Source organism: Methylorubrum subtropicum, from assembly GCF_038442325.1.
Classification (GTDB): Bacteria; Pseudomonadota; Alphaproteobacteria; order Rhizobiales; family Beijerinckiaceae; genus Methylobacterium; species Methylobacterium subtropicum.
Map to the genome: position 1 here is coordinate 1 of NZ_JBBXMW010000004.1, position 23890 is coordinate 23890.

At 70.5% G+C, this 23890-nt stretch carries 18 protein-coding genes and 1 tRNA gene; 9 read left to right on the forward strand and 10 right to left on the reverse strand.

Going from position 1 to position 23890, the window contains the following annotated elements:
* The coding region (locus AAHG03_RS07040; protein ID WP_342149774.1) for an IS5 family transposase at nucleotides 1–384 on the forward strand (384 nt) is incomplete at its 5' end.
* A 230-nt stretch (nucleotides 385–614) separates the two neighbouring features.
* On the opposite strand, the gene AAHG03_RS07045 is transcribed toward AAHG03_RS07040, so the two are convergent.
* Nucleotides 615–1964 carry a dicarboxylate/amino acid:cation symporter gene (locus AAHG03_RS07045; protein ID WP_342149777.1) on the reverse strand — a complete coding sequence of 450 codons (1350 nt, stop codon included), beginning with the start codon at nucleotides 1962–1964 and terminating at the stop codon, nucleotides 615–617.
* A 304-nt stretch (nucleotides 1965–2268) separates the two neighbouring features.
* On the opposite strand from AAHG03_RS07045, the gene AAHG03_RS07050 reads away from it, so the two are divergent.
* Both AAHG03_RS07050 and AAHG03_RS07055 read left to right on the forward strand, forming a co-directional pair.
* Nucleotides 2269–4113 (forward strand): sensor histidine kinase, encoded by a 1845-nt coding sequence (locus tag AAHG03_RS07050; RefSeq protein ID WP_342149778.1) that lies wholly within the window; start codon nucleotides 2269–2271, stop codon nucleotides 4111–4113.
* Nucleotides 4110–5459 carry a sigma-54-dependent transcriptional regulator gene (locus AAHG03_RS07055; protein ID WP_342149779.1) on the forward strand — a complete coding sequence of 450 codons (1350 nt, stop codon included), beginning with the start codon at nucleotides 4110–4112 and terminating at the stop codon, nucleotides 5457–5459. Before AAHG03_RS07050 ends, AAHG03_RS07055 begins: the two co-directional genes overlap by 4 nt.
* Nucleotides 5460–5466: 7 nt before the next feature.
* Here AAHG03_RS07055 and AAHG03_RS07060 read toward each other — a convergent pair whose 3' ends face one another.
* The 6 genes from AAHG03_RS07060 to AAHG03_RS07085 form a co-directional block, all read right to left on the reverse strand.
* Nucleotides 5467–8475 carry a bifunctional diguanylate cyclase/phosphodiesterase gene (locus tag AAHG03_RS07060; protein WP_342149781.1) on the reverse strand — a complete coding sequence of 1003 codons (3009 nt, stop codon included), beginning with the start codon at nucleotides 8473–8475 and terminating at the stop codon, nucleotides 5467–5469.
* A 181-nt stretch (nucleotides 8476–8656) separates the two neighbouring features.
* Nucleotides 8657–10129, reverse strand: a complete 1473-nt coding sequence (gene gatB, locus AAHG03_RS07065; RefSeq protein ID WP_342149782.1) for an Asp-tRNA(Asn)/Glu-tRNA(Gln) amidotransferase subunit GatB — start codon at nucleotides 10127–10129, stop codon at nucleotides 8657–8659.
* A gap of 295 nt (nucleotides 10130–10424) precedes the next feature.
* Complete coding sequence (locus AAHG03_RS07070) at nucleotides 10425–11201, reverse strand: class I SAM-dependent methyltransferase (protein ID WP_342149784.1); 777 nt, start codon at nucleotides 11199–11201, stop codon at nucleotides 10425–10427.
* A gap of 237 nt (nucleotides 11202–11438) precedes the next feature.
* The gene (locus AAHG03_RS07075) at nucleotides 11439–12326 is read right to left on the reverse strand and encodes a cation diffusion facilitator family transporter (protein WP_342149786.1); all 888 of its coding nucleotides are present in this window, start codon (nucleotides 12324–12326) and stop codon (nucleotides 11439–11441) included.
* Between the two features lie 88 nt (nucleotides 12327–12414).
* On the reverse strand, nucleotides 12415–12618 hold the full coding sequence (locus tag AAHG03_RS07080; RefSeq protein ID WP_342149788.1) for a hypothetical protein: 204 nt from the start codon (nucleotides 12616–12618) through the stop codon (nucleotides 12415–12417).
* A gap of 12 nt (nucleotides 12619–12630) precedes the next feature.
* Nucleotides 12631–12879: a hypothetical protein gene (locus AAHG03_RS07085; protein ID WP_342149789.1), complete on the reverse strand. Its 249-nt coding sequence runs from the start codon at nucleotides 12877–12879 to the stop codon at nucleotides 12631–12633.
* Nucleotides 12880–13041: 162 nt separating this feature from the next.
* Here AAHG03_RS07085 and queA point away from each other — a divergent pair, with 162 nt between their 5' ends.
* Entirely contained in the window at nucleotides 13042–14148 is a 1107-nt protein-coding gene (gene queA / locus AAHG03_RS07090; RefSeq protein WP_342149791.1) for a tRNA preQ1(34) S-adenosylmethionine ribosyltransferase-isomerase QueA, read from the forward strand.
* Between the two features lie 4 nt (nucleotides 14149–14152).
* Entirely contained in the window at nucleotides 14153–15304 is a 1152-nt protein-coding gene (tgt, locus tag AAHG03_RS07095; protein ID WP_342149792.1) for a tRNA guanosine(34) transglycosylase Tgt, read from the forward strand.
* A 58-nt stretch (nucleotides 15305–15362) separates the two neighbouring features.
* On the opposite strand, the gene AAHG03_RS07100 is transcribed toward tgt, so the two are convergent.
* Nucleotides 15363–15614, reverse strand: a complete 252-nt coding sequence (locus AAHG03_RS07100; RefSeq protein ID WP_342149794.1) for a hypothetical protein — start codon at nucleotides 15612–15614, stop codon at nucleotides 15363–15365.
* 254 nt (nucleotides 15615–15868) lie between these two features.
* Between AAHG03_RS07100 and AAHG03_RS07105 the strand changes: the two genes are divergently transcribed.
* A tRNA-Lys gene (locus AAHG03_RS07105) sits at nucleotides 15869–15944 on the forward strand.
* 114 nt (nucleotides 15945–16058) lie between these two features.
* On the opposite strand, the gene AAHG03_RS07110 is transcribed toward AAHG03_RS07105, so the two are convergent.
* Nucleotides 16059–17060, reverse strand: a complete 1002-nt coding sequence (locus AAHG03_RS07110; RefSeq protein WP_342149796.1) for a helix-turn-helix domain-containing protein — start codon at nucleotides 17058–17060, stop codon at nucleotides 16059–16061.
* Nucleotides 17061–17420: 360 nt separating this feature from the next.
* Here AAHG03_RS07110 and AAHG03_RS07115 point away from each other — a divergent pair, with 360 nt between their 5' ends.
* Both AAHG03_RS07115 and AAHG03_RS07120 read left to right on the forward strand, forming a co-directional pair.
* A complete protein-coding gene (locus AAHG03_RS07115) occupies nucleotides 17421–19031 on the forward strand; it encodes a Hint domain-containing protein (RefSeq protein WP_342149798.1) in 1611 nt (536 codons plus the stop codon).
* Between the two features lie 605 nt (nucleotides 19032–19636).
* Nucleotides 19637–20152: a sigma-70 family RNA polymerase sigma factor gene (locus AAHG03_RS07120; protein ID WP_342149799.1), complete on the forward strand. Its 516-nt coding sequence runs from the start codon at nucleotides 19637–19639 to the stop codon at nucleotides 20150–20152.
* 7 nt (nucleotides 20153–20159) lie between these two features.
* Here AAHG03_RS07120 and AAHG03_RS07125 read toward each other — a convergent pair whose 3' ends face one another.
* A complete protein-coding gene (locus AAHG03_RS07125; RefSeq protein ID WP_342149800.1) occupies nucleotides 20160–21806 on the reverse strand; it encodes a cyclic peptide export ABC transporter in 1647 nt (548 codons plus the stop codon).
* 220 nt (nucleotides 21807–22026) lie between these two features.
* Here AAHG03_RS07125 and AAHG03_RS07130 point away from each other — a divergent pair, with 220 nt between their 5' ends.
* A complete protein-coding gene (locus AAHG03_RS07130; RefSeq protein WP_342149801.1) occupies nucleotides 22027–23889 on the forward strand; it encodes a non-ribosomal peptide synthetase in 1863 nt (620 codons plus the stop codon).
* Nucleotide 23890: the final 1 nt, after the last annotated feature.

Genomic DNA, 23890 nt, shown 5'->3' on the forward strand with positions numbered 1-23890 from the left:
ATCCACGCGCTGGTGGATGCCGAGGGCCGGCCCATCGCGCTCAAGATCACGGAAGGCCAAGCGCACGACGGTCGAGCGGCCGACGACATGCTCGGCGATCTGGGACCGGGGCAGACCCTTCTGGGGGATCGCGCCTACGATAGCGACGCGCGGCGCGACCGTCTGGCCGAGCAAGGCGCCTGGGCCAACGTCAAGCCGATGCCCAACCGCAAGAACGTCCCTGCGTTCAGTGCCTTCCTTTACAAGTACCGCAATCGGGTCGAGCGGTTCTTCAGCAAAATTAAGCACTTCCGTGCGGTCGCGACCCGATACGACAAGGACCCGGAAAACTTCCTTGCCAGCGTCAAGCTCGCCGCCGTCCGCATCTGGCTTCGGATTTTATGAGTCCGCGACCTAGAGCATCGGCCCGAAAGGTGGATACCGGCTTTCGGAAAAAAGCCGATGGGGCACATAAAGTTAGACAATCGTCCTGGATTTCATATCCAGGGCGATTGTCTAGCCTCCGGGCGGCTCTCGGAAAACAGGAAACCGCGACAACCCTTCGGTTGCCGCGGCTCCCTCACGGACGGGGCGTAAGGCGTGGGACGGTACCCGCCCGGAGCTGGGTGAGCCCGTTACTCGGCGGGCTGGAGGGCGGGAACCGGGGCGACCGGGGCGTCCTCGATCGGCTTGCCGCCGAGCGCGGCGTGGAGCTTGGCCTCGTCGACCTCACCCTCCCAGCGGGCGACCACGATGCAGGCCACCGCGTTGCCGATGAAGTTGGTGAGCGCGCGGCACTCCGACATGAAGCGGTCGATGCCGAGGATCAGCGCCATGCCGACGACCGGCACGGAGGGGACCACCGCCAGCGTCGCGGCGAGCGTGATGAAGCCCGAGCCGGTGACGCCCGCCGCGCCCTTCGAGGAGAGCATGGCCACGAGGAGGAGGAGGATCTGCTCGCCGAAGGTGATCGGGGTGTCGGTGGCCTGGGCGATGAACAGCGCCGCCATCGTCATGTAGATGTTGGTGCCGTCGAGGTTGAACGAGTAGCCGGTGGGGACCACGAGGCCGACGACGGGGCGCGAGCAGCCGGCCTTCTCCATCTTCTCGATGAGGGTCGGCAGGGCGGACTCGGAGGACGAGGTGCCGAGCACCAGCATCAGCTCTTCCTTGATGTAGCGGATGAGCTTGACGATGGAGAAGCCGTTGTAGCGGGCGACGGCGCCGAGGACGACGAAGACGAAGATCGCGGAGGTCAGGTAGAAGGCGCCGACGAGGTAGGCAAGGTTGGCGAGCGAGGAGATGCCGTACTTGCCGATGGTGAAGGCCATCGCGCCGAAGGCGCCGATCGGGGCGACCTTCATGATGATGTTGACGACGCCGAACACGGCTTCCGACATGATCTTGATGATGTCGAGGACCGGCTTGCCGCGCTCGCCGAGGAAGGCGAGGCCGAAGCCGAACAGCACCGAGAAGAACAGCACCTGAAGGATCTCACCGCCCGCGAAGGCGCCGACGGCGGTCGTCGGGATGATGTTCATCAGGAAGTCGCCGATGTTCTGTTCCTTCGCCTTGCCGGCGTAGGTCGCGACCGCCTTGGGATCGAGCGAGTTCGGGTCGATGTGCAGGCCGTGGCCGGGCTGGAGCACGTTGGCGACGATGAGGCCGACGATGAGGGCCAGCGTCGAGAACGTGAGGAAGTAGGCCAGCGCCTTGCCGCCGACGCGGCCGACCTTCTCGAGGTTGGTCATGCCGGCGATGCCGGAGACCACCGTGAGGAAGATCACCGGGGCGATGATCATCTTGACGAGCTTGATGAAGGCGTCGCCGAGCGGCTTCATGTCGGCGCCGAGCTTCGGATAGAAGTGGCCGAGCGTGATGCCGATCGCGACGGCGACGAGCACTTGGAAATAGAGCGTGCGATAGATCGGCTTGGGGGCGGACGGCGCGTGCGGCGCGGTCAGCGGGGACGGAACAGTACCCATGGGGCATCTCCCTGCGAGAACGTGGATCGGTCGGTGGGGTGCCTGCGGTCCCGCTGGGAATCCTCGTCGGCGTCCACTCTTGGTTTTGGCCTTCCGGCTCGCAGCTCTGCGGTTCGGGCATGGCTGCGTTTCGGGATATGAATGGCAACCCGCGTGCCAGCTCCGCGAGGCTCGTAACTTTTTGCTAACTTCTTGAAATGAGACTTATTTTTCACATTCCGGCCGGACGCCGGAAACCGGCCTCTGCGGCTTTCCGCAAAGGTCCCCTGGATTCGTTCCGGGATTCCGCACGGGGGTCCGGGCGATGAGCGGACCCGCCTCCGGGGAGGTGCGACCGCGCACCGGCCTGTTCGTCATCGCCGGGCTCGTCGCCATGGCGCTCGCGGTGTGGCTCAGCGGTCGCGTGGCGGAGCGCCTCGCGCTGACCGACCTGCGGCGCACGGCGCAGTCGGCGCTGAGCCTTCAGGTCGCGGCGCTCTCGGCCGAGATGCAGCGCCAGAGCGCGCTGCCCCTGGCGCTCGCCACCGATCCCGAGATCGTGCGCGCGGTCGGCCCCTCGCCGGACAAGGCGCTGATCGACAGCGTCAATGGCCGGCTCAATCAGATCGCCCGCGCCACGGGGGCGACGGTGATCTACGTCATCCGCGCCGACGGCGTGACCCTGCTGGCGAGCAACGCGGGCGAGCCGCGCAGCTTCATCGGCGCCGACTACACCTTCCGCCGCTACTTCCGGGACGCGATGGCGACGGGCTCTGGCGCGCAGTTCGCCCTCGGCACCGTCAGCAAGCGCCCCGGCTTCTACCTCTCCCGGCGCCTGCCCGATTCCGCGGGCGTGGTCGTGGTCAAGATCGAGTTCGACGCGGTCGAGGCGGCGTGGCAGGCCGGGCACGAGAGCGTGTTCGTCACGGATGCCCGCGGCATCGTGCTGGTGGCGAGCGAGCTGTCCTGGCAATTCATGGCGCTCCACCGCCTCGACGCGGGCGAGCGCGCGCGCATCGCCGCCTCGCGCGATTTCGGCGACGCGCCGCTCGCGCCGCTGCCGATCTATCGGGACGAGGACGAGGAGGATCTCGTGCGCGTCGGCAACGGCGCGCGGCCCGCTTGGCCCGCCCTGATGCTCGACGCCGCCGTCCCCGACACATCGTGGCGGCTCCACACGCTGACCCCGATCGCCGCCGCGGTCGAGCGCGAGCGGGTGCAGGGGCGGATCATCGCCCTGCTCGCCACCGGGCTGGCCTGGGGCGCGCTCGCCACATGGCTCGCGCGGCAGCGGCGCATCCGCAACCGCCTTTCCGAGGAAGCCTCCCGCCGGGGCGAACTGGAGCGGCGCGTCGCCGAGCGGACGCAGGCGCTGAGCGACGCCAACCGGCAACTCGTCGCCGAGATGGAGGAGCGCCGCCGCTCCGAGGCCGAGCGCGAGCGGCTGGGACGCGAACTCGCCCAGGCCGGGCGGCTCGCCGCGCTCGGCCAGTTCGCCGCCAGCATGGCCCACGAGATCAACCAGCCGCTCGCGGCGATCCGGTCCTATGCCGACAACACCGCGATCCTCGTGCGGCGCGGGCGGATCGAGGACGCCGCCGAGAACGTCTCGGCCATCGGCCGCCTGACCGAGCGGATCGGCGGGCTGACGCGCCAGCTCAAGGGCTTCGCGCGACGCGCCTCGGGCCGGCGCGAGCCGGTGCGGCTCGCCGAGATCGTCCGCGGCAGCCTGGAAGTGCTGGGCGAGCGGGCGCGCGAATCCGGCATCCGCTTCGACGTGGCGGTGCCCGGCCCCGATGTGGCCGTGCTCGGCGACGGGCCGCGGCTGGAACAGGTCGTGGTCAACCTCGTGCAGAACGCCCTCGACGCCGTGACCGGGCGGCCCGACCCGTGGGTCCGGCTCGACGTGGAGGCGGACGGGGAGCGGGTGGTGCTGTCGGTGGCGGACAACGGCCCCGGCATTCCGGAGGCCGTCCGCGCGCAGGTGTTCGACGCCTTCTTCACCACCAAGGCCGATGGGCTTGGCCTCGGCCTCGCCATCTCCCGCGGCATCGTCGAGGAATGCAACGGCACCCTGAGCGTGACTTCGGGGGAGGGCGGCACGGTGTTCCGCATGGACCTTTTGCGCGCGGACGCGTTCGTGCGAGAGGCCGTGCAGGAGGTCTCATGAGCGTGATCGAACCATCCGAGCGCATCGTCTTCGTCGACGACGAGGAGGACGTGCGCCGGGCCAACCGCCAGAGCCTCGAACTCGACGGATTCGCTGTCGAGACCTTCGAGACGGCGGAAGCCGCGCTCGCCGCCATCCGGGCCGAGCCGCCGGGCGTCGTCGTCACCGACGTGCGCCTGCCCGGCCTCGACGGACGCGCCCTGTTCGAGCGGGTGCGGGCCGACGATCCCGATCTCCCGGTGATCCTCATCACCGGCCACGGCGACATCTCCATGGCGGTCGCGGCGATGCGCGGCGGCGCCTACGACTTTTTGGCCAAGCCCTATCCGGCGGAAAGCCTGATGGGTTCGGTGCGGCGCGCCCTCGACCACCGCCGCCTCGTTCTGGAGAACCGCCGCCTGCACGCGCGCCTCGACGCCGCGATCGAGGCGGACCCGGCCTTCCTCGGCATCTCGCCGGAGATCGTGGCGCTCCGCCGCCTCGTGCGCGACGTGGCGAGCGCCGACGTGGACGTGCTGGTGCTCGGCGAGACCGGCTCGGGCAAGGAGGTGGTGGCGAGCGCGCTCCATCGCTGGAGCCGGCGCTCGGCCAAGAACTTCGTGGCGATGAATTGCGGCGCGCTGCCCGACAGCGTGGTCGAGAGCGAGCTGTTCGGCCACGAGGCCGGCGCCTTCACCGGCGCCCTCAAGCGCCGGGTCGGGCGCATCGAGCACGCCCAAGGGGGCACGCTGTTTCTCGACGAGATCGAGAGCATGCCGCTGGCGCTTCAGGTGAAGCTGCTGCGGGTGCTGCAGGAGCGCGTGGTCGAGCCGCTCGGCACCAACGAGCGCCGGCCCGTGGACATGCGGGTCGTCTCGGCCACCAAGGTCGATCTCGGCCAGGAGGCCGCCGCGGGCTCGTTCCGCGACGACCTCTATCACCGCCTCAACGTGGTGAGCATCGCGATCCCGCCCCTGCGCGAGCGGCGCGAGGATATTTTTTTGCTGTTCCAGCACTTCTTGGCCCGCGCGGCGGCGCGCTTCGGGCGCGAGCCGCCGCCCGTCACGTCGGCGATGCGCGACCACCTCACCCGCCATTCCTGGCCCGGCAACGTGCGCGAACTCGACCATTTCGCCGAACGCTGCGCGCTGGGCCTCGCCGGCCAGCCCGCCGCGGACGCGCCCGCCCCGGCCACCGCGCTCACGCTGTCGGAGCAGGTGGAGCGGTTCGAGCGCGGCCTGATCCGCGAGGAGCTGATCATGGCCGGCGGCGACGTGCGCGGCGCGGCGGAATCGCTCGGCGTCCCGCGCAAGACGCTCTACGACAAGATCGCCCGCTACGGGCTGACCCCGACGGATTTTCGCTGAGGGAGGCTCACGCCGCCGCCACGCTCCGGCCCCGCATGAAGGCGCGGGCGTCCTCCGTGGCCATCGGGCGCGACAGCAGGAAACCCTGGACCTCGGTGCAGCCCTTGTGGCGCAGGCGGCCCAATTGTTCCTCGGTCTCGACGCCCTCCGCCGTGATGGTGGAGCCGAGCCGCTCGCCGATGCCGACGATGGCCCGCACGATCGCCGCCGCCACCGGGTTGTCGAGGTCACGCACGAAGGAGCGATCGACCTTGATCTTGTCGAAGGGGAACCGGCACAGGTAGCTCAAGCTGGAATAGCCAGTGCCGAAATCATCGAGCGCGATCCGCACGCCGAGCGCGCGCAGGCGGTGCAGGCAGCCGATCACGGCGTCGGAGTCCTGCATCAGCACGCTCTCGGTGATCTCCAACTCCAGCCGCCGGGCGGGCAGGCCGGAGGCGGCGAGCGCCCGGATCACCGCCTGCTCCAGCCCCTGCTTGCGGAACTGCACCGCCGAGACGTTGACCGCCACCCGCATCTCGCCGGGCCAGGACGCGGCCTCGCGGCAGGCCTCGTTGAGCGCCCAGGTGCCCATCGGCGCGATCAGCCCGGATTCCTCGGCGACCGGGATGAACTCGGCGGGCGAGACCGGCCCGCGCACCGGATGGTTCCAGCGCAGCAACGCCTCGAACCCGCTCGGGGCGCCGTCGGCCACCGCGAAGATCGGTTGGTAATGCAGGGCGAAGCCGCCGGTGCGCATCGCCTCGCGCAGGTCGAGTTCCATGAGGTTGCGGGTCGCGACCGCCGCGTCCATCCCGCGCTCGTAGAAGCGGAAGGTGTTCCGGCCCGAATCCTTGGCCCGGTAGAGGGCGATGTCGGCGTTCTTGAACAGGGTCTCGGGGCCGTCGCCGTCCTCGGGGCCGATGGCGATCCCGATCGACACGCCGATGGCCGCGCTCAAGCCGTCGAGATCGATCGGGCGGGCGAGCGAGGTGATGATGCGCCGCGCAACGGAAGCGATGCGGCGGGCCTCGTCGGGGTCGGCCAGGATGATGGCGAACTCGTCGCCGCCCAGGCGGGCCACCGTGTCGCCCTCGCGGAGCGCCGCCCCCAGCCGCTCGGCGACGACGCGCAGCAGCGCGTCGCCCGCCGGATGGCCGAAGGTGTCGTTGACCGCCTTGAACCGGTCGAGGTCGCAGCAGAGCACCGCCACCCGGCCGCCGCGGCGGCGGGCGTCGGCGATGGTGCGGCCGAGCACCTCCTGGAACAGGCGGCGGTTCGGCAGGCCGGTGAGGGTGTCGTGGCGGGCCATGTGCTCGACCAGCGCCTCGGCCCGCTTGCGCTCGGTGGCGTCGGCGACCGTGCCCTCGTAGCCCGCGGGCGCCCCGTCGGCGCCGGGGATGAGCCACGCGGTTTCCGAGACCCAGATCGTCTCTCCCCCTGCGTGGCGGCGCACCTCCGAGACGAAGTCCTCGACCCGCCCGTCGCGGTGCAGCCGATCGAGGAAGGCGGCGTGGCGCTCGGGGTCCACGTACCAGTCGTGGCCGAAGGCGGTCCCGGGAACGAGCAGGCCGCTTCCCTCGCCGTAGCCGTGCAGGCGCACCAGCGCCCGGTTCGCCTGGACGATGCCCCCGTCGAGGCCGGCGCGGTAGACGCCGATCACCGCGTTGTGGAACAGCGATTGGTAGTCGGCCTCCGCCGCGCGCAGCGCCGCCTCGCCCTTTCGGCGCTCGGTCACGTCGGTATAGGTGCAGACAGTGCCGCCCGATTTCGTCGGAGCGATGTTGATCTCGACGACGACGCCGTTAGGGCGGGTGCGCTCGTAGCGGCTGATGGGGGGACGCGGAGTGTCGCCCATGAGCCAGTCGCGCACCTCCGGCGGGGCGTTGCGGAACTCGCCGGATGCCGCCTGGAAGCGCAGCACGTCGGCGTAGCGGGCGCCCTCGTGCAGCACCGTGTCCGGCAGATCGAGCAAGGTGCGGGCGCGCTGGTTGTGGACGCGGATGCGGCCGTCGGGGTCGATCATCATCAGGCCCTGGCCCATCGCCTCCAGGGTCGTGCGCAGCAACTCGCCGGCCTCGCGCTGCTGGCGCTCGGAGCGGGCGAGGTCGGTCACGTCGAGGCAGACGCCGTAGAGGGCGGTCAGCCGGCCCGCATCGTCGTGCTGGGCGATGCCGTGGACCGTGACGATGCGCTCCTCGCCGTCGGGCCGGATCACACGAGAGCGGTGATCGTAGCCGCCGGTGTCCCCGGTGCCGCGCCCGGCCAGCGCCTCGTAGACGGCTTGGCGGACCCCGGCCCGGTCGTCGGAGTGGTAGAAGCCGATATGCTCGTCGAGGGGGAGGGGGCGCAGCCCGTCGTTGCGCCCGAAGATGCGGGCGATGCCGTCCGACCACGCGATGGTCCGGCGCCGCACGTCGATCCGCCAATAGCCGAAGCAGGCGGTGCGCTCGGCCATGGCGTGGGCGGCCTGCGTCACGCGCAGCGCCGCCTCCCGCTCGACGAGGCGCGCCTCGGCCGCCGCGCGCGCCCGCGCCTCGGCCTCGGCGGCGTAGCGGCGTTCGTGCAGCTGGAGATGGGCCTCGGCCAGCAGCGCCAGCTCCTGCAGCGCGCGCACCTGCGCCGCCGAGAAATCCGGCCGCGGCTCGAGGTCGATGACGCAGAACGTGCCGATGGTCCGCCCGGAGATCGAGCCGATCGCCACGCCGGCATAGAACCGCGCCTGCGGCGCCCCGACCACGAGCGGCGTGTGGGCGAAGCGGGAATCCTGCGTCAGGTCGGGCACCACCAGCGCCTGCCCGCGGGCGCGGCGGATGGTGTGGTTGCAGAAGGCGCTCTCGCGGTCGGCGCCGTCCTCCTCGACGCCGCAGCGGGCGCGAAACCAGAACCGGTCCTCGTCGATGAGCGGGATCAGAGCGATCGGCGTGCCGAACAGGTCGGACGCCGTCCGGCACAGGGCGTCGAGATGCTCCTGCGGGTTCGCATCGAGGATGGCCCCGCGCGGCGGGGGGAGGGCGTCGTGATCGAAGCTCTGCACCGGTTGGGCCCAATGTCTTCGCTCGACGCCCCGCGGCGAAGCCGAGACCGGCCCCGGCCCGAGACGTCGATACGAAGCGGACCATTCCAGCCGAGCGTTAACAATTCCAGCGCTTGAGGCGGCAAAAGAGTATCCAAAGCCGGCGGTTGTATCGTGCCGGGTCGACGAACGGTCGGGGATGTCACTCGATCCCCAGCTTCTCCTTCAACAGCGCGTTGACCGCCGCCGGGTTGGCCTTGCCGCCGGTGGCCTTCATGGTCTGGCCGACGAACCAGCCGAGCAGGGTGGGCTTGGCCCGCGCCTGCTCGACCTTGTCGGGGTTCTTGGCGATGATCTCGTCCACCGCCGCCTCGATGGCGCCGGTGTCGGTGACCTGCTTCATGCCGCGGGTTTCGACGATCTCCCGCGGGTCGCCGCCCTCGGACCAGACGATCTCGAACAGGTCCTTGGCGATCTTGCCGGAGATCACGCCCTCGCCGATGAGATCGACGATGCCCCCCAGCTGCTCGGCCGAGACCGGCGTGTCCTCGATCGAGCGGCCCTCCTTGTTGAGGCGCCCGAACAGCTCGTTGATCACCCAGTTGGCCGCGGCCTTGCCGTCGCGGCCCCGCGCCACCGCCTCGAAGTAGTCGGCGGAGGGGCGCTCGGCCACGAGCACGCCCGCGTCGTAGGCGGACAGGCCGTAATCCTTGACGAAGCGGGCCTTCTTGGCGTCCGGCAGCTCCGGCAGGCCCTCGGCCAAGGCATCGACATAGGCCTGATCGAATTCGAGCGGCAGCAGGTCCGGGTCGGGGAAGTAGCGGTAATCGTGCGCCTCTTCCTTCGAGCGCATGGAGCGGGTCTCGCCCTTGCCCGGATCGAACAGGCGCGTCTCCTGATCGATGCTGCCGCCGTCCTCAAGGATCGCGATCTGGCGGCGCGCCTCGACCTCGATGGCCTGGCCGATGAAGCGGATCGAGTTGACGTTCTTGATCTCGCAGCGGGTACCCAGGCCCTCGCCGGGGCGGCGCACCGAGACGTTCACGTCGGCGCGCAAGGAGCCCTTCTCCATGTCGCCGTCGCAGGTGCCGAGATAGCGCAGGATCGTGCGCAGCTTCGTCACGTAGGCCTTGGCCTCCTCCGACGAGCGAAGGTCCGGCCGTGACACGATCTCCATCAGGGCGACGCCCGAGCGGTTGAGATCGACGAAGCTCTTGGTCGGGTCCTGATCGTGCAGCGACTTGCCGGCGTCCTGCTCGAGATGCAGCCGCTCGATGCCCACCGTGATCGAGGCGCCGTCGGGCAGATCGACCAGCACCTCGCCCTCGCCGACGATCGGGTCCTTGTACTGCGAGATCTGGTAGCCCTGCGGCAGGTCCGGATAGAAGTAGTTCTTGCGGTCGAACACCGAGCGCAGGTGCACCTTGGCCTTCAGCCCGAGGCCGGTGCGCACGGCCTGGGCCACGCATTCCTCGTTGATCACCGGCAGCATGCCCGGCATCGCCGCATCGACCAGCGAGACGTGGTCGTTCGGCTCGGCCCCGAAGGCGGTCGCGGCGCCGGAGAACAGCTTCGAGCGGCTGGTGACCTGGGCGTGGATCTCCATGCCGATCACGACCTCCCAGTCGTGCAGGCCGCCCTTGATCAGTTTTTTGGGATCGACACGCTCGGTCATGCTGTCTTTTCGCGATTCTTCAGTGCCGCGGCGCCGATCGGGCGCCTCTCATAGGGAGTGTGTAGGAAGAGCGCGCCGGACGGGTCAAGCGATTGGGTGGAACCCCGAACACGGATCAGGGCCTGCACGCTCTCGCCACGCACGTCATTCCGGGGCCGCGGAGCGGAACCCGGAATCCACGACTGGCCGCGACGGTTCGATTGCGACCGGGCACCGCGCATCACGGGTGGATTCCGGGTTCGCTTCGCGCCCCGGAATGACGGTGCAGAATCCAGCGACCGACCCGGATCGTTCGTCAGTCCGGTTTTGCCGGCCGCCGCGCCGCCAGCGTCACCGCCGGCCCGTTCACGAAGTCCGGGTCGTCGGTGATGATCGTGGTCTCGCTCAGGCCGTGATGGGCGAGCACCCGGATCAGGTCGGGCAGCTCCATCCAGCGGGTCTTTTCGCGATTTCCCCCCCAGAAGGTCGCGAGCTTGCGGTCCTCGTAGGTCAACTCGTGCAGCGACAGCCGTAGGCCCTCGTGGTCGACCTGATGGCTGACGTGGCGGCGCAACCGCCGCTCCTCGCGAAAATAGTGGGTCCAGATGAAGATGCGGTCGGTGCGCGCGGCGGCGAGCCGGATCAGCTCCAGCGGGTCGAGCATGTGGTAGAGGATGCCGCAGCAGAAGATCAGGTCGTAGCGCGGCCCCGGCGCCTCCAGATGCCGGCTGACGTCGCCGAGCAGGAAGGTCGAGCGGTTCAGCCCGGCGATGTTCTTGACGATCAGCGACTTGAGGAAGGCCTCGGAGTTCGACTCGACCGCCGTGATGCTTTTCGCCCCCAGCGCCTCCAGCTGGCAGGTATGGGCGCCCTCCAGCGGCCCGAGTTCGAGCACGTCGTAGCCGTCGAACCGCCCGTTCACTCCGAGATGCGCGGCGGCCTGCCCCGGCCGCGGATCGGCGCGGAAGCCCGGCAGCCCGCCGGACGGCAGGCCCGGTGCCAGCTCCGACAGGTCGCTCGCCCAGCGGTCGGCGAACAGATCGGTCGCGTTGCGGTGGCTCGGCGTGGTGGTGACGAAGACGCGGCGGCTCATCGGAGCGTGCTCGGGAACCGGAGGGCCCGCGTCAAGTGCAAAGGTTTTGGGAGAGGGGGTTCGATGCGCGCCGCAAGGGGGCCTGCAGCCCGAATCCCAACCCACCCCCCGTCATTCCGGGGCCGCGCAGCGGAACCCGGAATCCACGACTGGCCGCGACGGTGACAACAGCCGAGCATCACGGGTGGATTCCGGGTTCGCTTCGCGCCCCGGAATGACGGTGGCGGCAAGCGGCCCTCAAATCACCGGCACCCCCCTGGCCTTCGCCTTGTCCCCCGGCTCGACGTGGATCACCACCACGGCGCCCTCGATCTCGGTCTCGATGGCGGTCTCCAGCCGGTCGCAGATCGCGTGCGATTCCTTCACCGTCATCTCGCCGGGCACGACGAGGTGGAAATCGATGAAGGTGGCGCTGCCGGCGTGGCGCGTGCGGACATCGTGGGCCTCCAGCGCGCCCTCGCTGTGGGTCGAGATCAGGCCGCGGATGCGGGCGATCATTTCGGGCGAGGCCGCCTGATCCATCAGGCCGTTCACCGAATCGCGCACCATGGTCCAGCCCGACCACAGGATATTGAGCGCCACCAGCCCGGCCACCACCGGATCGAGCACCGGCGTCCCGGTGACGGTGACGAGGCCGACGCCGACGAGCACGCCGCCCGAGGTCACCACGTCGGCGACGATGTGGCGGGCGTCCGCGATCAGCGCGGGCGAACGCAGCGTCCTTCCCTGGCGGAACAGCGCGAAGGCCCAGGCGGCGTTGATCGCGGTCGCCACCCCGTTGACCGCGAGGCCGAGCGCCGGCGCGTCGAGGGGCTTGGGGTCGAGGATGCCGTGATAGGCCTCGCGCAGGATCAGCACCGCCGCGACGATGACGAGCGCGCCCTCGATCACCGCGGAGAAGTACTCGGCCTTGTGGTGGCCGTAGGGATGCTCGTCGTCCGCGGGCTGTGCGGCGACGCGCACGGCCAGAAAGGCACAGGCCGCCGCTACGACGTTGATGATGCTCTCCAGCGCATCCGAGTAGAGCGCGAGGCTGCCGGTGAGCCAGTAGGCGACGAATTTGAGCGCCGTCACGACGACGCCCACGGCGGCGCTCGCGAGAGCGGCTTTCTCGGTCCGGGTCATGGCGGTTTTTTGGGTGTGGCGGGGTGCCACGCCCTTAAGGCCGGGCCTACGGGAAGGCCACGGCAAAGGTCTTAGCCCGGGCTATCGGTCAAGCCTCCGCCGGCAGGCGACCGCGGGCGACCTCCTTGGCGCGGGCGCGTTCGGCCATGTCGCGGGCTCGCTTGGCCCGCCGGGCGTAGCCGCGGGCGAGCCAGCCGAAGCCGGCGCGCTCCGCCAGCCCGTCGAAGCGGGCCGCCTCCTTCTCCCAGTAGCGCATCACCTGCGCGTCGAGCGTCTCGTGCGGGGTGCCCATCCAATCCTCTCCTCACGCCTCGGGGGCGGGCGGGGCCTGCGTCTCCTCCACGAGGAGCGCGTCGTCGTCGCCGAGGAACGAGCCCGCGCCGCGGTTCGGCAGCGGCTGGCCCGGCGTGCCGAACGGCGCGCTCGGATAGGCCTGCGCGAAGCGGCGGCGCGCGTCGGCTTCATCCTCGGCCTTGAGGCTGACCTGCGGCGTCTCCGGCAGCGGCCAGCGCGGATCGGCCGGATCGCGCGGGCGCAGGGCGTACCAGTTCATGTTCGATCCTCGTGCAGGGGCGGCGGATCAACGCGCGAGCCGCATCCAGGCTGCATCGCGCGATTTGCCTCCCGGGCCCATCCGCGGCAAAGCCGCTCCGTTCCCGTGCCGCATCGGCTTTTCCCCACAAGCCGGCGGCCATCTCGTCAGCCCGATGCTCCGATGCGCGTGGACCTGTTCGATTTCGATCTCCCGGAAGAGCGCATCGCGCTGCGCCCCGCGAGCCCGCGCGACGCGAGCCGCCTGCTCGTGGTGCGGCCGGGCGAGCCCCCGCTCGACCGCGGCGTGCGCGATCTCCCCGATCTGCTGGCTCCGGGCGACGTGCTGGTCTTCAACGACACCCGCGTGATCCCGGCCCGGCTCGCCGGCATCCGCCACCGCCCCGGCGGCACCGGCCAGCGCTGCGAGGCGATGCTCCACCTGCGCGAGGCCCCCGACCGCTGGCTTGCCTTCGCCCGGCCGGCCAAGCGCCTCGCGGTGGGCGACCGCATCCGCTTCGGCCCCGCGGGGGAGGGCGCGGGCGAGGTCTGCGGCATGACCGGCCTCACGGCCACCGTCGAGGCCAAGGGCGAGGGTGGCGAGGTCTCCCTGCGGTTCGATCTCGCCGGGCCGGCGCTCGACGAGGCGATCATGGCGCAAGGCGCCCTGCCGCTGCCGCCCTACATCGCGGGCAAGCGCGCCACCGACGCGCAGGACACCACCGACTACCAGACCGTCTACGCCCGCGAGCCCGGCGCCGTCGCTGCCCCCACCGCCGGCCTGCATTTTTCGGATTCCTTGCTGGCTGCCGTCGACCGGGCCGGGATCGGCCGCGCCCACGTCACGCTCCATGTCGGCGCGGGCACCTTCCTCCCCGTGAAGGCCGACGACACCGAACACCACCGCATGCACGCCGAGATCGGCACCCTCGACGCCGCCACCGCCGAGCGCCTCAATGCGGCACGCGCCGAGGGCGGCCGGGTCGTCGCGGTCGGCACCACGGCGCTGCGCCTCCTGGAGAGCGCCGCCGAGCCGGACGGCACGATCCGCCCGTTCACCGGCGCCACCGACATCTTCATCACGCCGGGCTACCGCTTCCGCGCGGTCGATGCCCTGGTGACGAACTTCCACCTGCCGCGCTCGACCCTGTTCATGCTGGTCAGCGCCTTCTCCGGCCTCGACACCATGCGCGCGGCCTACGCGCACGCGATCCGCGAGAGCTACCGCTTCTACTCCTACGGCGATGCGAGCCTGCTGTTTCCGGCCCCGCCCCCGCTCCGTGAGCCTTGAGACGATGACAGACCCGCGCTCGACCAGCCCCGATTTCCGCTTCGCGGTCCACGCCCGCGACGGGCAGGCCCGCACCGGCGCCATCTCGATGCCGCGGGGCACCATCCGCACGCCGGCCTTCATGCCGGTCGGCACGGCGGCGACCGTCAAGGCGATGTACCCGGAGCAGGTGCGGGAACTGGGCGCCGACGTGGTGCTCGGCAACACCTACCACCTGATGCTGCGCCCCGGCCCGGAGCGGATGGAGCGCCTGGGCGGGCTTCACAAGTTCATGCGCTGGGACGGCCCGATCCTCACCGATTCCGGCGGGTTTCAGGTGATGTCGCTTTCCGCCCTCCGGAAGATCGATGAGGACGGCGTCACCTTCCGCTCCCACGTCGACGGCTCGTCGCACCGGATGAGCCCGGAGCGCTCCATCGAGATTCAGGGGCTTCTGGGCTCCGACATCCAGATGCAGCTCGACGAATGCGTGCGGCTGCCCGCCGAGCGCCCGGCGATCGAGAAGGCGATGCACCTCTCCCTCCGCTGGGCCGAGCGCTGCCGCGTCGCCTTCGGCGAGCAGCCGGGCAAGGCGATGTTCGGCATCGTCCAGGGCGGCGATGTGCCGGAACTACGGATCGAGAGCGCGCGGGCGCTGACCGATCTCGGCCTGAAAGGTTACGCCATCGGCGGGCTGGCGGTGGGCGAGCCGCAGGCGGTGATGCTCGCCATGATCGAGACGGTGGAGCCCCACCTGCCCCAGACCAAGCCGCGCTACCTCATGGGCGTCGGCACGCCCGACGACCTGATGCAGTCGGTGATGCGCGGCATCGACATGTTCGATTGCGTGATGCCGACGCGGGCCGGCCGCCACGGCCTCGCCTATACCCGGCACGGCCGGATCAACCTGCGCAACGCCCGCCACGCCGAGGATGGGCGCCCGCTCGACGAGGCCTCCGACTGCCCGGCCGCCCGCGACTATTCCCGCGCCTATCTCCACCACCTCGTCCGCTCGGACGAGATCCTGGGGATGATGCTGCTGACGTGGAACAACCTCGCCTATTATCAGGCGCTGATGGCCGGCATGCGCGCGGCCATCACCCAGGGGCGGCTCGCCGACTTCGTCGGTGAGACGAAGGAGGGCTGGGCCCGCGCCGAGGCCGCCGAGAAGGTCTGAGCATCGGCCCAAAAGGTGAAAACCGGCTTGTTAGAGAAAGCCGATGCGGCACAAGGACTCAGCGCAGGTCGGCGCGCTTCTGCGCCTTGGTGTAGCTCGTGATCGCCGCCTGACAGCCGGGCGAGAGCTTGGCCTTGTTGGTCTTGAAGCAGGCGCGGACTTCCGCGCTGTCGGGGGCGAGGTCGCCGCAGAAGCTGAGGTAATCGCCGGTGCAGTGCTGCCGCAGGGCGTCGCGGTCGGCCGGCTGGCTCGGGGCGGCGAGCGCCGCGCCGGAGGTGAGGGCAAGCGCGAGAAGGGTGCGTCCGATCATCAAGTCGTCTCCTGCGCCCGGTCGCGCCGGGCCGCGGAGGATAGACGCTCCGATCTGGACGAGAGTGCGACCACAGCATGGCAGCGCCTCCGCCACCCCCACGCCATGCCCGGAACGCCGATCCCCGAGCCCGCAGCAGACCTCGCACGCCGCGTCTGTGGGCGCCCTCACGCTTCGTGTTGACCCTCCCGCCCCGACCCCCTATTGCGAGCCACGCACGACGCCACCCCGGCCCCGCCGAACGGCCCCCGTGCGAGCGCGTAGCTCAGTTGGTAGAGCAACGGACTTTTAATCTGTAGGTCCTGGGTTCGAGTCCCAGCGCGCTCACCACATTTCATCAGTCTACACGAAGATCTGTTTGGACGTTCAGCGTCGAGGTCCGCCCGGAGTTCGGCACCCGCGCTTCTCGACACAGCCTGGATTGCCCGGTCGAGGCCGCCCGCGCTACGGCGCGACCGCCCGCATCCATTCCGAAAACAGGTCCGCCTCCGCCGTGTCGGCGAACGTCTCGGCCACTGGGCCGGTGGCGGCGGCCAGCTCGCTCGGGCGCAGGCCGTAGGCCTGCCGGAACGAGCGGCTGAAGGCGGCGATGTCGGTGAAGCCGTAAGCATAGGCGATGTCGGAGACGCGGCGCCGCCCGCCCGCCTGCGCCAGAGCCGCGCGGGCGGCGTGCAGCCGGCGCGCGCGGATGTACTGCGCCACGCCGCCGACCTCGGAAAACAGCCGGTAGAGCACCGAGCGCGACACCCCGACCCGGCGGCAGATCGTGTCGGGCGAGAGGTCCGGTGCGCAAAGCCGGCGCTCGATGTGGCGCTTGCACCGCAGCAGCATCGTCGCCTCCCGGGAGCGGGCGGCTTCCGCCAGCGAGGCCCGCGTCGGCGCGAGGGTGGCGGCCAGCATCTGGGCCGTCGCGCGGGCCAGCCCCTCGCCCTGCGCGGGTGCGATCCGGCCGGCGTGGCTGACGAGGCCGTCCATATGCGCGGCAAGCAGGGCGCCCGGCGGCAGGACGGCGCCGTGATACGCCTCCGGCTCCGGCAGCCACGCGCTGACGAGATCGCGCGATAGGCTGAGGATCGCCGAATCCCGCTCCGCCGCCGCCCCCCGCTCGAACGGCTGCGACAGCACGTTGACCGTGATCGCGCCCGCCGGCACGTGCCGGTCGCCGTGCTCGGTGCGGGCGTCGAACGGCGCGCTCGTCCGGTGCAGCACGATATGGTCGAGTCCGTCCGCGCGGATGCGCCGCCGCGAGCGCTCCACCGTCTGGGGCGAGGCCGACATCGACCGCACGACCATCCGGTCGAGCGTCGTGGAGACCACCCGCGCCGAGAAGTTGTCTTTCGGCGCAGCGATATCGTGGGTCATCCCGAGAAGAGCCCGCCACGCCTCGAAGCGATGCTCGGGCGCGACCAGCTCCGTATCGAACGCGAATTGTGGAACCGTCGTCACCGGCGAGCGGCTTTCTCGGTGAGGTCTTGAGCGATCAGTCGGGGAAAGCCGGGGAAGCGTCAAGCGCTGCGTCTACCGAGTCGATCCGGCACCGCACAGCGTCGTTCGGATTGGGAATATCAGTACGATAGCAGACGAAGCCTCCGGGGTTCCTGTGGACGGGGCCCCGATCTCTGTGCCGAGCGTCCCAATCTTCGCATCCGGGCGTCGCGGCTCTGGTCCGCGATGCTCGATCGCGTAAGCAGCTTGGCAGGCGACACGGCGTTCATCCGCGCGCCGGCTCATCACCACGGGGGGAATCGCCGTCGATTCCCGGGCGAAACGAAGCGCACGCCAACGGCGGAGCGTCGGGGGATCATCATGGCCACGACCGAGAATTTCGACAGCGGGCAGCAGACCGGCTGGACCCTGACGGGCGGGGGCGCCGCCCCGGTCGATACGACGGCCGGCGACAGCTTCACCAACTTCCTCGGTCGCTTCAGCGGTTCGAACGGCAACGAAGCGGTCTCGAAGACCTACACCTTCACACCCTCGTCGAGCACGACGACGATCTCGTTCGATTTCTACAAGATCGACAGCTGGGATCAAGGTTTCTACGGCGGTAATGACACCTTCACAGTATTTCTCAATGGATCGGCGGCGTTCACCTTCGCGCCCAAAGGGTATTCGGGAAATGACAATGCGCCCGGGGGGAACGATAGTGCGAGTGGGACCTTTACGGCAGGCTCCCTGAACGGTACCTACACCGTCACATCGAGCGGCCAGGACTCGAACCTCGGGTTCGGCCAGCAGAGCGGCCAATATGCGCAGGCGTTCAAGGATCGCATCTACCAAGTCTCGCTGACTCTCGGCAACACGCCGACCTCGGTCAAGCTCGGTTTCGGCTCGACCATCGACAGCGACATCAACGACGAATCCTACGGCATCGACAACGTCACGACCGACGCCGTGTGCTTTGCTCGCGGCACGGCCATCCGCGTCGTGCGCGACGGGACCGAGCGCGATGTGGCGGTCGAGCATCTCCGAGTCGGGGACGCGGCGGTCACGACCTCCGGGCGCCGCCGCCCGATCCGCTGGATCGGCCATCGCACCCTGGCCTGCCGCGGCCGCCGGGACGCGATGCCCGTGCGCATCGCCGCGCATGCCTTCGGCGAGGGTCGCCCGGCCCGCGACCTCCTCATCTCGCCGGCCCACGCCCTCGCGGTCGATCTGCTCGGCGAGGTGCTGATCCCGGCCGTGCGCCTCGTCAACGGCACCACGATCACGCAGGAAGACAGCGAGACGGTGAGCTACTGGCACGTCGAACTCGACGGCCACGACATCCTGCTGGCCGAGGGGCTGCCCGCCGAGAGCTACCTCGATTGCGGCAACCGCCGCTTCTTCGCCAACGCCGAGGCCACCGACCTGACGGCCGTCCCCGACGCCCGCTCCGTGGGCCCGCTGCCGTTCTGCCGCCCGTTCCACGAGGCCGGCCCGCTGGTCGAGCTGGTGCGCGACCGCCTGCGGGCGCGCGCGGAAGCACTCGGCTGGACCACCGTCGAGGAGCCGTTCGCCGGGCTGCACCTCGTCGCCGACGACCGCGTGATCCGGCCCGACATCGTCGGACTGACCGCCCGCTTCGTCCTGCCAGCCGATGCCCGCGACGTGCGCCTCGTCTCCGAGTCGAGCGTACCGGCCGATGTCGTCCCGGGTGCGAGCGACCGGCGCCGCCTCGGCCTGCCGCTCGCCGCCCTGACCCTCGACGACGGCCTGACCGGCACCCGCCGCATCGCCCTCGACGACCCGCGCCTCGGCCAGGGCTTCCACGCCGTCGAGGGCGTCGCCCGCTGGACCGACGGTTCGGCCCGGCTCCCCGCCGAGCTGTGGGCGGGCTGCCGCGGCACGGTGTTCGTGCAGGTGCAGCTCGCCGGCCCGGCCCTGCCGCGCTGGGTCGCGCCGCCCGCAGCCGACGAGACCCGCCGCCGCGCTTGAGCCGGCGCCCGCGCAAATCATGACGGCCCCGCGCGAGCGGGGCCGTTTTGCTTTGGCCGGCAGGATCTCGCGAGACGGCAGAATCCGCCGGCCGGAGCGAGGTTTTCCCCACCACCCCCCTCATCCTGAGGTGCTGCGTCAGCAGCCTCGAAGGAGGGCTCCAGACGGCACTGCGATCCCTGGAACCTTCCTTCGAGGGCGCCGCTCCGCGTCGCCACCTCAGGATGAGGGTAGCGATCGAAAAAGGCCGACTGCGACCGCAACCGGTGTCCGCCCCGAGCGCGCAACCTGAGATGTGATAGAGAACCGGCCGCCGCGACGGATCGCCGGATCGTGTCCGCCGACCCGGTGCGCGGCTTGGACGCGCGCCCCGGCGGCAAGTGCCTGCCCGGACTGTCTTCTCGACCCAAGTTTACATTCGTTCCAATCGGACGTTCGATCTATAATAATTCCATCCTGCACCCTCTTAGAGGAGTCTTCGTTGTCGGCCTGCAAGTCCGGTGCTAAGGGCCCTGAGTATAGGCGCCGGCGTTACGCTTGGGCGTGGGCACATTTCATTGGACGGCGGGAGCTCGAACCCCCGCCACGGGCACGGCAGGAAAACGATGCCGACGAGAACGAAGGACGGGGCCTCCGCCGTCTTGCTGGAGGTGCTGCTCCGCCAGCGGTCCGAGCTGGTGGAGACGGCGCGGCGCGTGGTGCGCTGCGGCGCGCGGGCCGAGGACGTGGTGCAGGACGTCGCCCTCAAGGTCTGCCAGGACACGGTCTCGGCCGACATCGCCGACGCCGCCGGCTTCCTGCGCCGCATGGTCCGCAACGCCGCCATCGACGCGGTGCGCCAGTCCGGCCGCGAATGCCGCCGCAGCGCCCCCTCGGAGGCCGGCGATGCGGTACCCGCCCCCTGCGACTGCCCGCTGCGCCATCTCGAAGCGCGCCAGTCGCTCCGGCTGGCGATCCGGGCGCTCGACGAGGCCCCCGCCCGCACCCGCGCGGCGTTCCTCGCCCACCGGATCGAGGGCGTGCCGCAGAAGGACATCGCCGCCCGCGCCGGCGTCTCGCCGACGCTCGTCAACTTCATGATCCGCGACGCCACCGCGCTCTGCCGGGCCGCCGCGGTCTGAGCCTCGCTCACGCGCTGACCTGCGCCGCCGGCCTGACCCCGGCCTCGACCAGCCGGCCGTTCTCCAGCTTCACGCAGCGGTCGGCGACGTCGAAGTAGCGGTCGTCGTGGGAGATCGCCAGCACTGCTTTTCCGCGTGTCCGCAGTTCGGGGAGCAATCTCCGGTAGAACACTTCGCGGAAGGCCGGGTCCTGGTCGGCGGCCCACTCGTCGAACAGGTAGAACGGCCGGTCCTCCAGATAGGCGACGACCAGGGCGAGGCGCTTGCGCTGCCCCTGCGACAGGGCGCGCGTCGAGAGCACCCCGTTCGTCACCGAGACCTTATGGCTCAGCTCCAGCTTGGCGATCAGCGCGTTGGCCTGCGCGTCGAGCGCCGCGCCGACGCTCAGGCCGTCGAGCGTCGGAAACAGGTGAAAATCGCTGAAAACAGCCGAAAACAGCCGTCGCAATCGGGCACGATCGAGTTCGGTGATCGCCGTCCCGTCGAGCAGGATCGAGCCCGCATCCGGCCGGTAGAGCCCGGTCAGCACCTTGGCCAGCGTGGTCTTGCCGCTGCCGTTGCCGCCGATCAGGATCGTCACCTCGCCCGGCCGGAACGTCAGGTCGATCGGCCCGAGTTCGAAGATGCCGTCCTCGGATTCGCGGTAGTAGCGGTGGCGCACCCCGGCCAGCCGCAGTTCGCGAAAACCCGTGGCGGGCGAGCGGGTTAGCACCGGTTCCGGCTCGGCGACGGCGGCCATCAGCCGGTCGATCCGCCCCATCGACACCCGCGCCTGCTGGGCGTTCGGCAGGTTGTTCAGCAGCGCATCGAGCGGCATCATCAGGTAGAGGAACACCACGATCGAGCCCGCCGCGGAGAAGGTGCCGAAGGTCAGTACTCCGATCAGGGCATGCACCAGGAACAGCGCGACCCCGGCTGCCGCCACGTAGATGCGCAGACCCCGCAGGCGATGCGCCCGCACCTCCTCGATGCTGTGCTCCAGGGAGAGGCTGAGGAAGGCCTCGGAGCGCTCGCGGTTGAGCTTCAACTCCTTGGCGCCGCTGAACAATCCGTCGAAGTGCGAGAACAGCTCGTCCTGCGCCGTACCGGCCCGGTCGAGTTCCTTCAGCGCCCGCGCATGGCCGAGGTGGAACACCAGCGAGCCGCCGAGGATCGTCGCCAGAGCGAGCGCGAAGGCGGCGAGCGAGGTCCAGGCGAGATAGGTCAGGCAGCCCGCCACGATCACGGCATTCATGACGATGTTGGGAAAAGCCACGAGGAAGTCGGCGACCCGCGCGGCGTCGTCGGTCATCACCGACTGCACCCGCGACGCGCCGAGCCGCTCGACCCGGGCGAACTCGGCCGCCGCGACCCGCGCGGCCAGCGTCCGGCGGATGTCGAGCAGCACGCCCTCGCCGAGCCGCGCGAACAGCATCCCGCCGCCGACCCGCCCGGCCAGCCCCAGCAGGGCGGCGGCCGCAAAACCGGCGCCAAGCCATTGAGAATCATGGCGTCCGGCCAGCATCTCGTTGGCCGCCGCCACCATGCCGATGCCGGCCACCGCCGCCGCCAGACTAGCCCCCAGCGCCAGGATCAGCAGGTGACGCGGGCACTGCGCCAGGATGCGAAGGAGCGCGCTCCCTTTCGGGATCGCGTCCGAGGTCTCGGGTTGCATCGCCCCTCCGGCGGTCTTTTCGCCATCCAAGACGGATCGGGCGGAGAAGGATTTAGTCTTTTCGATTCGAAGCTGCCGCGCCGCGCGCCGAAAAACGGTGCCGCCCGCGCGACTTCGCTGCGTTTCCGATCGATCGCTCTAAATTTCCGGCCAGCCCGTCCGTCCTGCCGTCGAGAGGCCGGGCGACCGGCCGTTCCGGGAGCGGTCGCAGAGGATGGGCATGGCCACGGCACTGAGGCTGTTTTCCGCGCAGGCCGAGGACCCGGCCCCGCGGTTCGTGCCGGTGAGCGCCCGCGTCGCCGCGGTCGAAGGCCACCGCATCGCCCTCGTCCACGGCGACCGGCGCCTGACCTATGCCGAACTGAACGCCCGCGCCAACGCCCTCGCCCACGCCCTCATCCGGCGCGGCGTCGGACGTGAGGATCGCGTGGCGCTGCGGTTGACCCGCTCGCCCGACGCGTTCATCTCCATCCTCGCCGTGCTCAAAGCCGGTGCCGCCTACGTGCCCGTCGATCCGGAGGCCCCCCAGGAGCGCCGCGACACCGTCATTCGGCAGGCCGACGCGCGCCTCCTCCTCACCGACGCTCCCGGCGAGCCTCCTGCCGCCTGTACGACGCTCCGCCTCGACGACCCGGACGCCTTCGCCGGCCCCTCGCGAGAACCCGCAGTCGCGATCCATCCGGACCAGCTCGCCTACGTCATCTTCACTTCCGGCTCGACCGGCCAGCCCAAGGGCGTAGCCGTGACCCACGGGCCGCTTGCCATGCATGCCGAGGCGGTGGGCCGGCGCTACGCCCTCACCCGTGACGACCGGGTTCTCCATCTCATCGCCCTCTCTTTCGACGGTGCCACCGAAGGGTGGCTCGCCGCGCTGATCCACGGCGGACGCCTCGTCATCGGCGAGCCCCGCGGCTGGACCGCCGAGGACACCCTCGACGCCATCCGCCGGGAGGGCGTCACCGTCACCGGCATGTCGCCCGCTCTGCTGTCGAGCCTCGCCGAGGCGCATGCGCAATCCGGCGGCGGGCCGCTGCCGATGCGCTCGTGGACGGCGGGGGGCGAGGCGATCGGGATCGAGGCTTTCCAAGCCGTGCGCAGGGCGTTCGCGCCGGCCCGGATCATCAACGGCTACGGCCCGACCGAGACCGTCATCACGCCGCTGCTGCTGACGATCGATCCCGACACGCCGGTCTCCGCCTGGGACGGGGCCGACTGGCTACCGATCGGCACGCCGGTCGGCAGCCGCACCGCCTATGTGCTGGACGAGCGGCTGCAAGAGGTCGGCATCGGCGTACCTGGAGAACTCTTCATCGGCGGCGGGGGTCTCGCGCGCGGCTATGTCGGTGCTCCGGCCGAGACCGCGGCGCGCTTCGTGCCGGACCCGTTCGGGGCGCCCGGCGGACGGCTCTATCGCACCGGCGACCGGGTGGTCCGGCGCGCCGACGGCAGCTTGTCCTACCTCGGCCGTATCGACGCGCAGGTGAAAATCCGCGGCTTCCGCATCGAGCCGGGCGAAGTCGAGGCGCACCTGCTCGCCCATCCCCGCTGTCGCGAGGCGGCGGTGACGGCGATGCGGCGGGGCGAGGAGGCGCATCTCGTCGCCTACGTCGCCGGGCGCGGCGGGGAGGGAGCCGATTCTGGCCTCGCCGACGTCCTGTCCGCGCATCTCGCCGAGCGCCTTCCAGCCCACATGCGTCCGTCGCTGATCGTGGTGCTGCCGGCGCTGCCGCGTCTGGCGAGCGGCAAGCTCGACCGGGCGGGGCTGCCCGCGCCGGAATGGCGGGCGGGCACCTACGCGCCGCCGCAGGGGGCGACGGAAGAAGCGCTGTCGGGCCTGTGGTCCGCGCTGCTCGGCGTCGAGCGTGTCGGCCGGAACGACGGCTTCTTCGAGCGCGGCGGGCACTCGCTGCTCGCCGCCAAGCTCGTCCAGAGAATCCGCGAGGACTTCGGCGCCCATGTCGGCCTGCCGGCCTTCTACGCCGCGCCGACGCTGGCCGCGCTCGCCGCCCTGATCGACGACGCCGACGAGGCCCGCGCCCTCGCGGACGTCGATGCCCTGCTCGCCGAGTGGGAAGAGGCCTGAC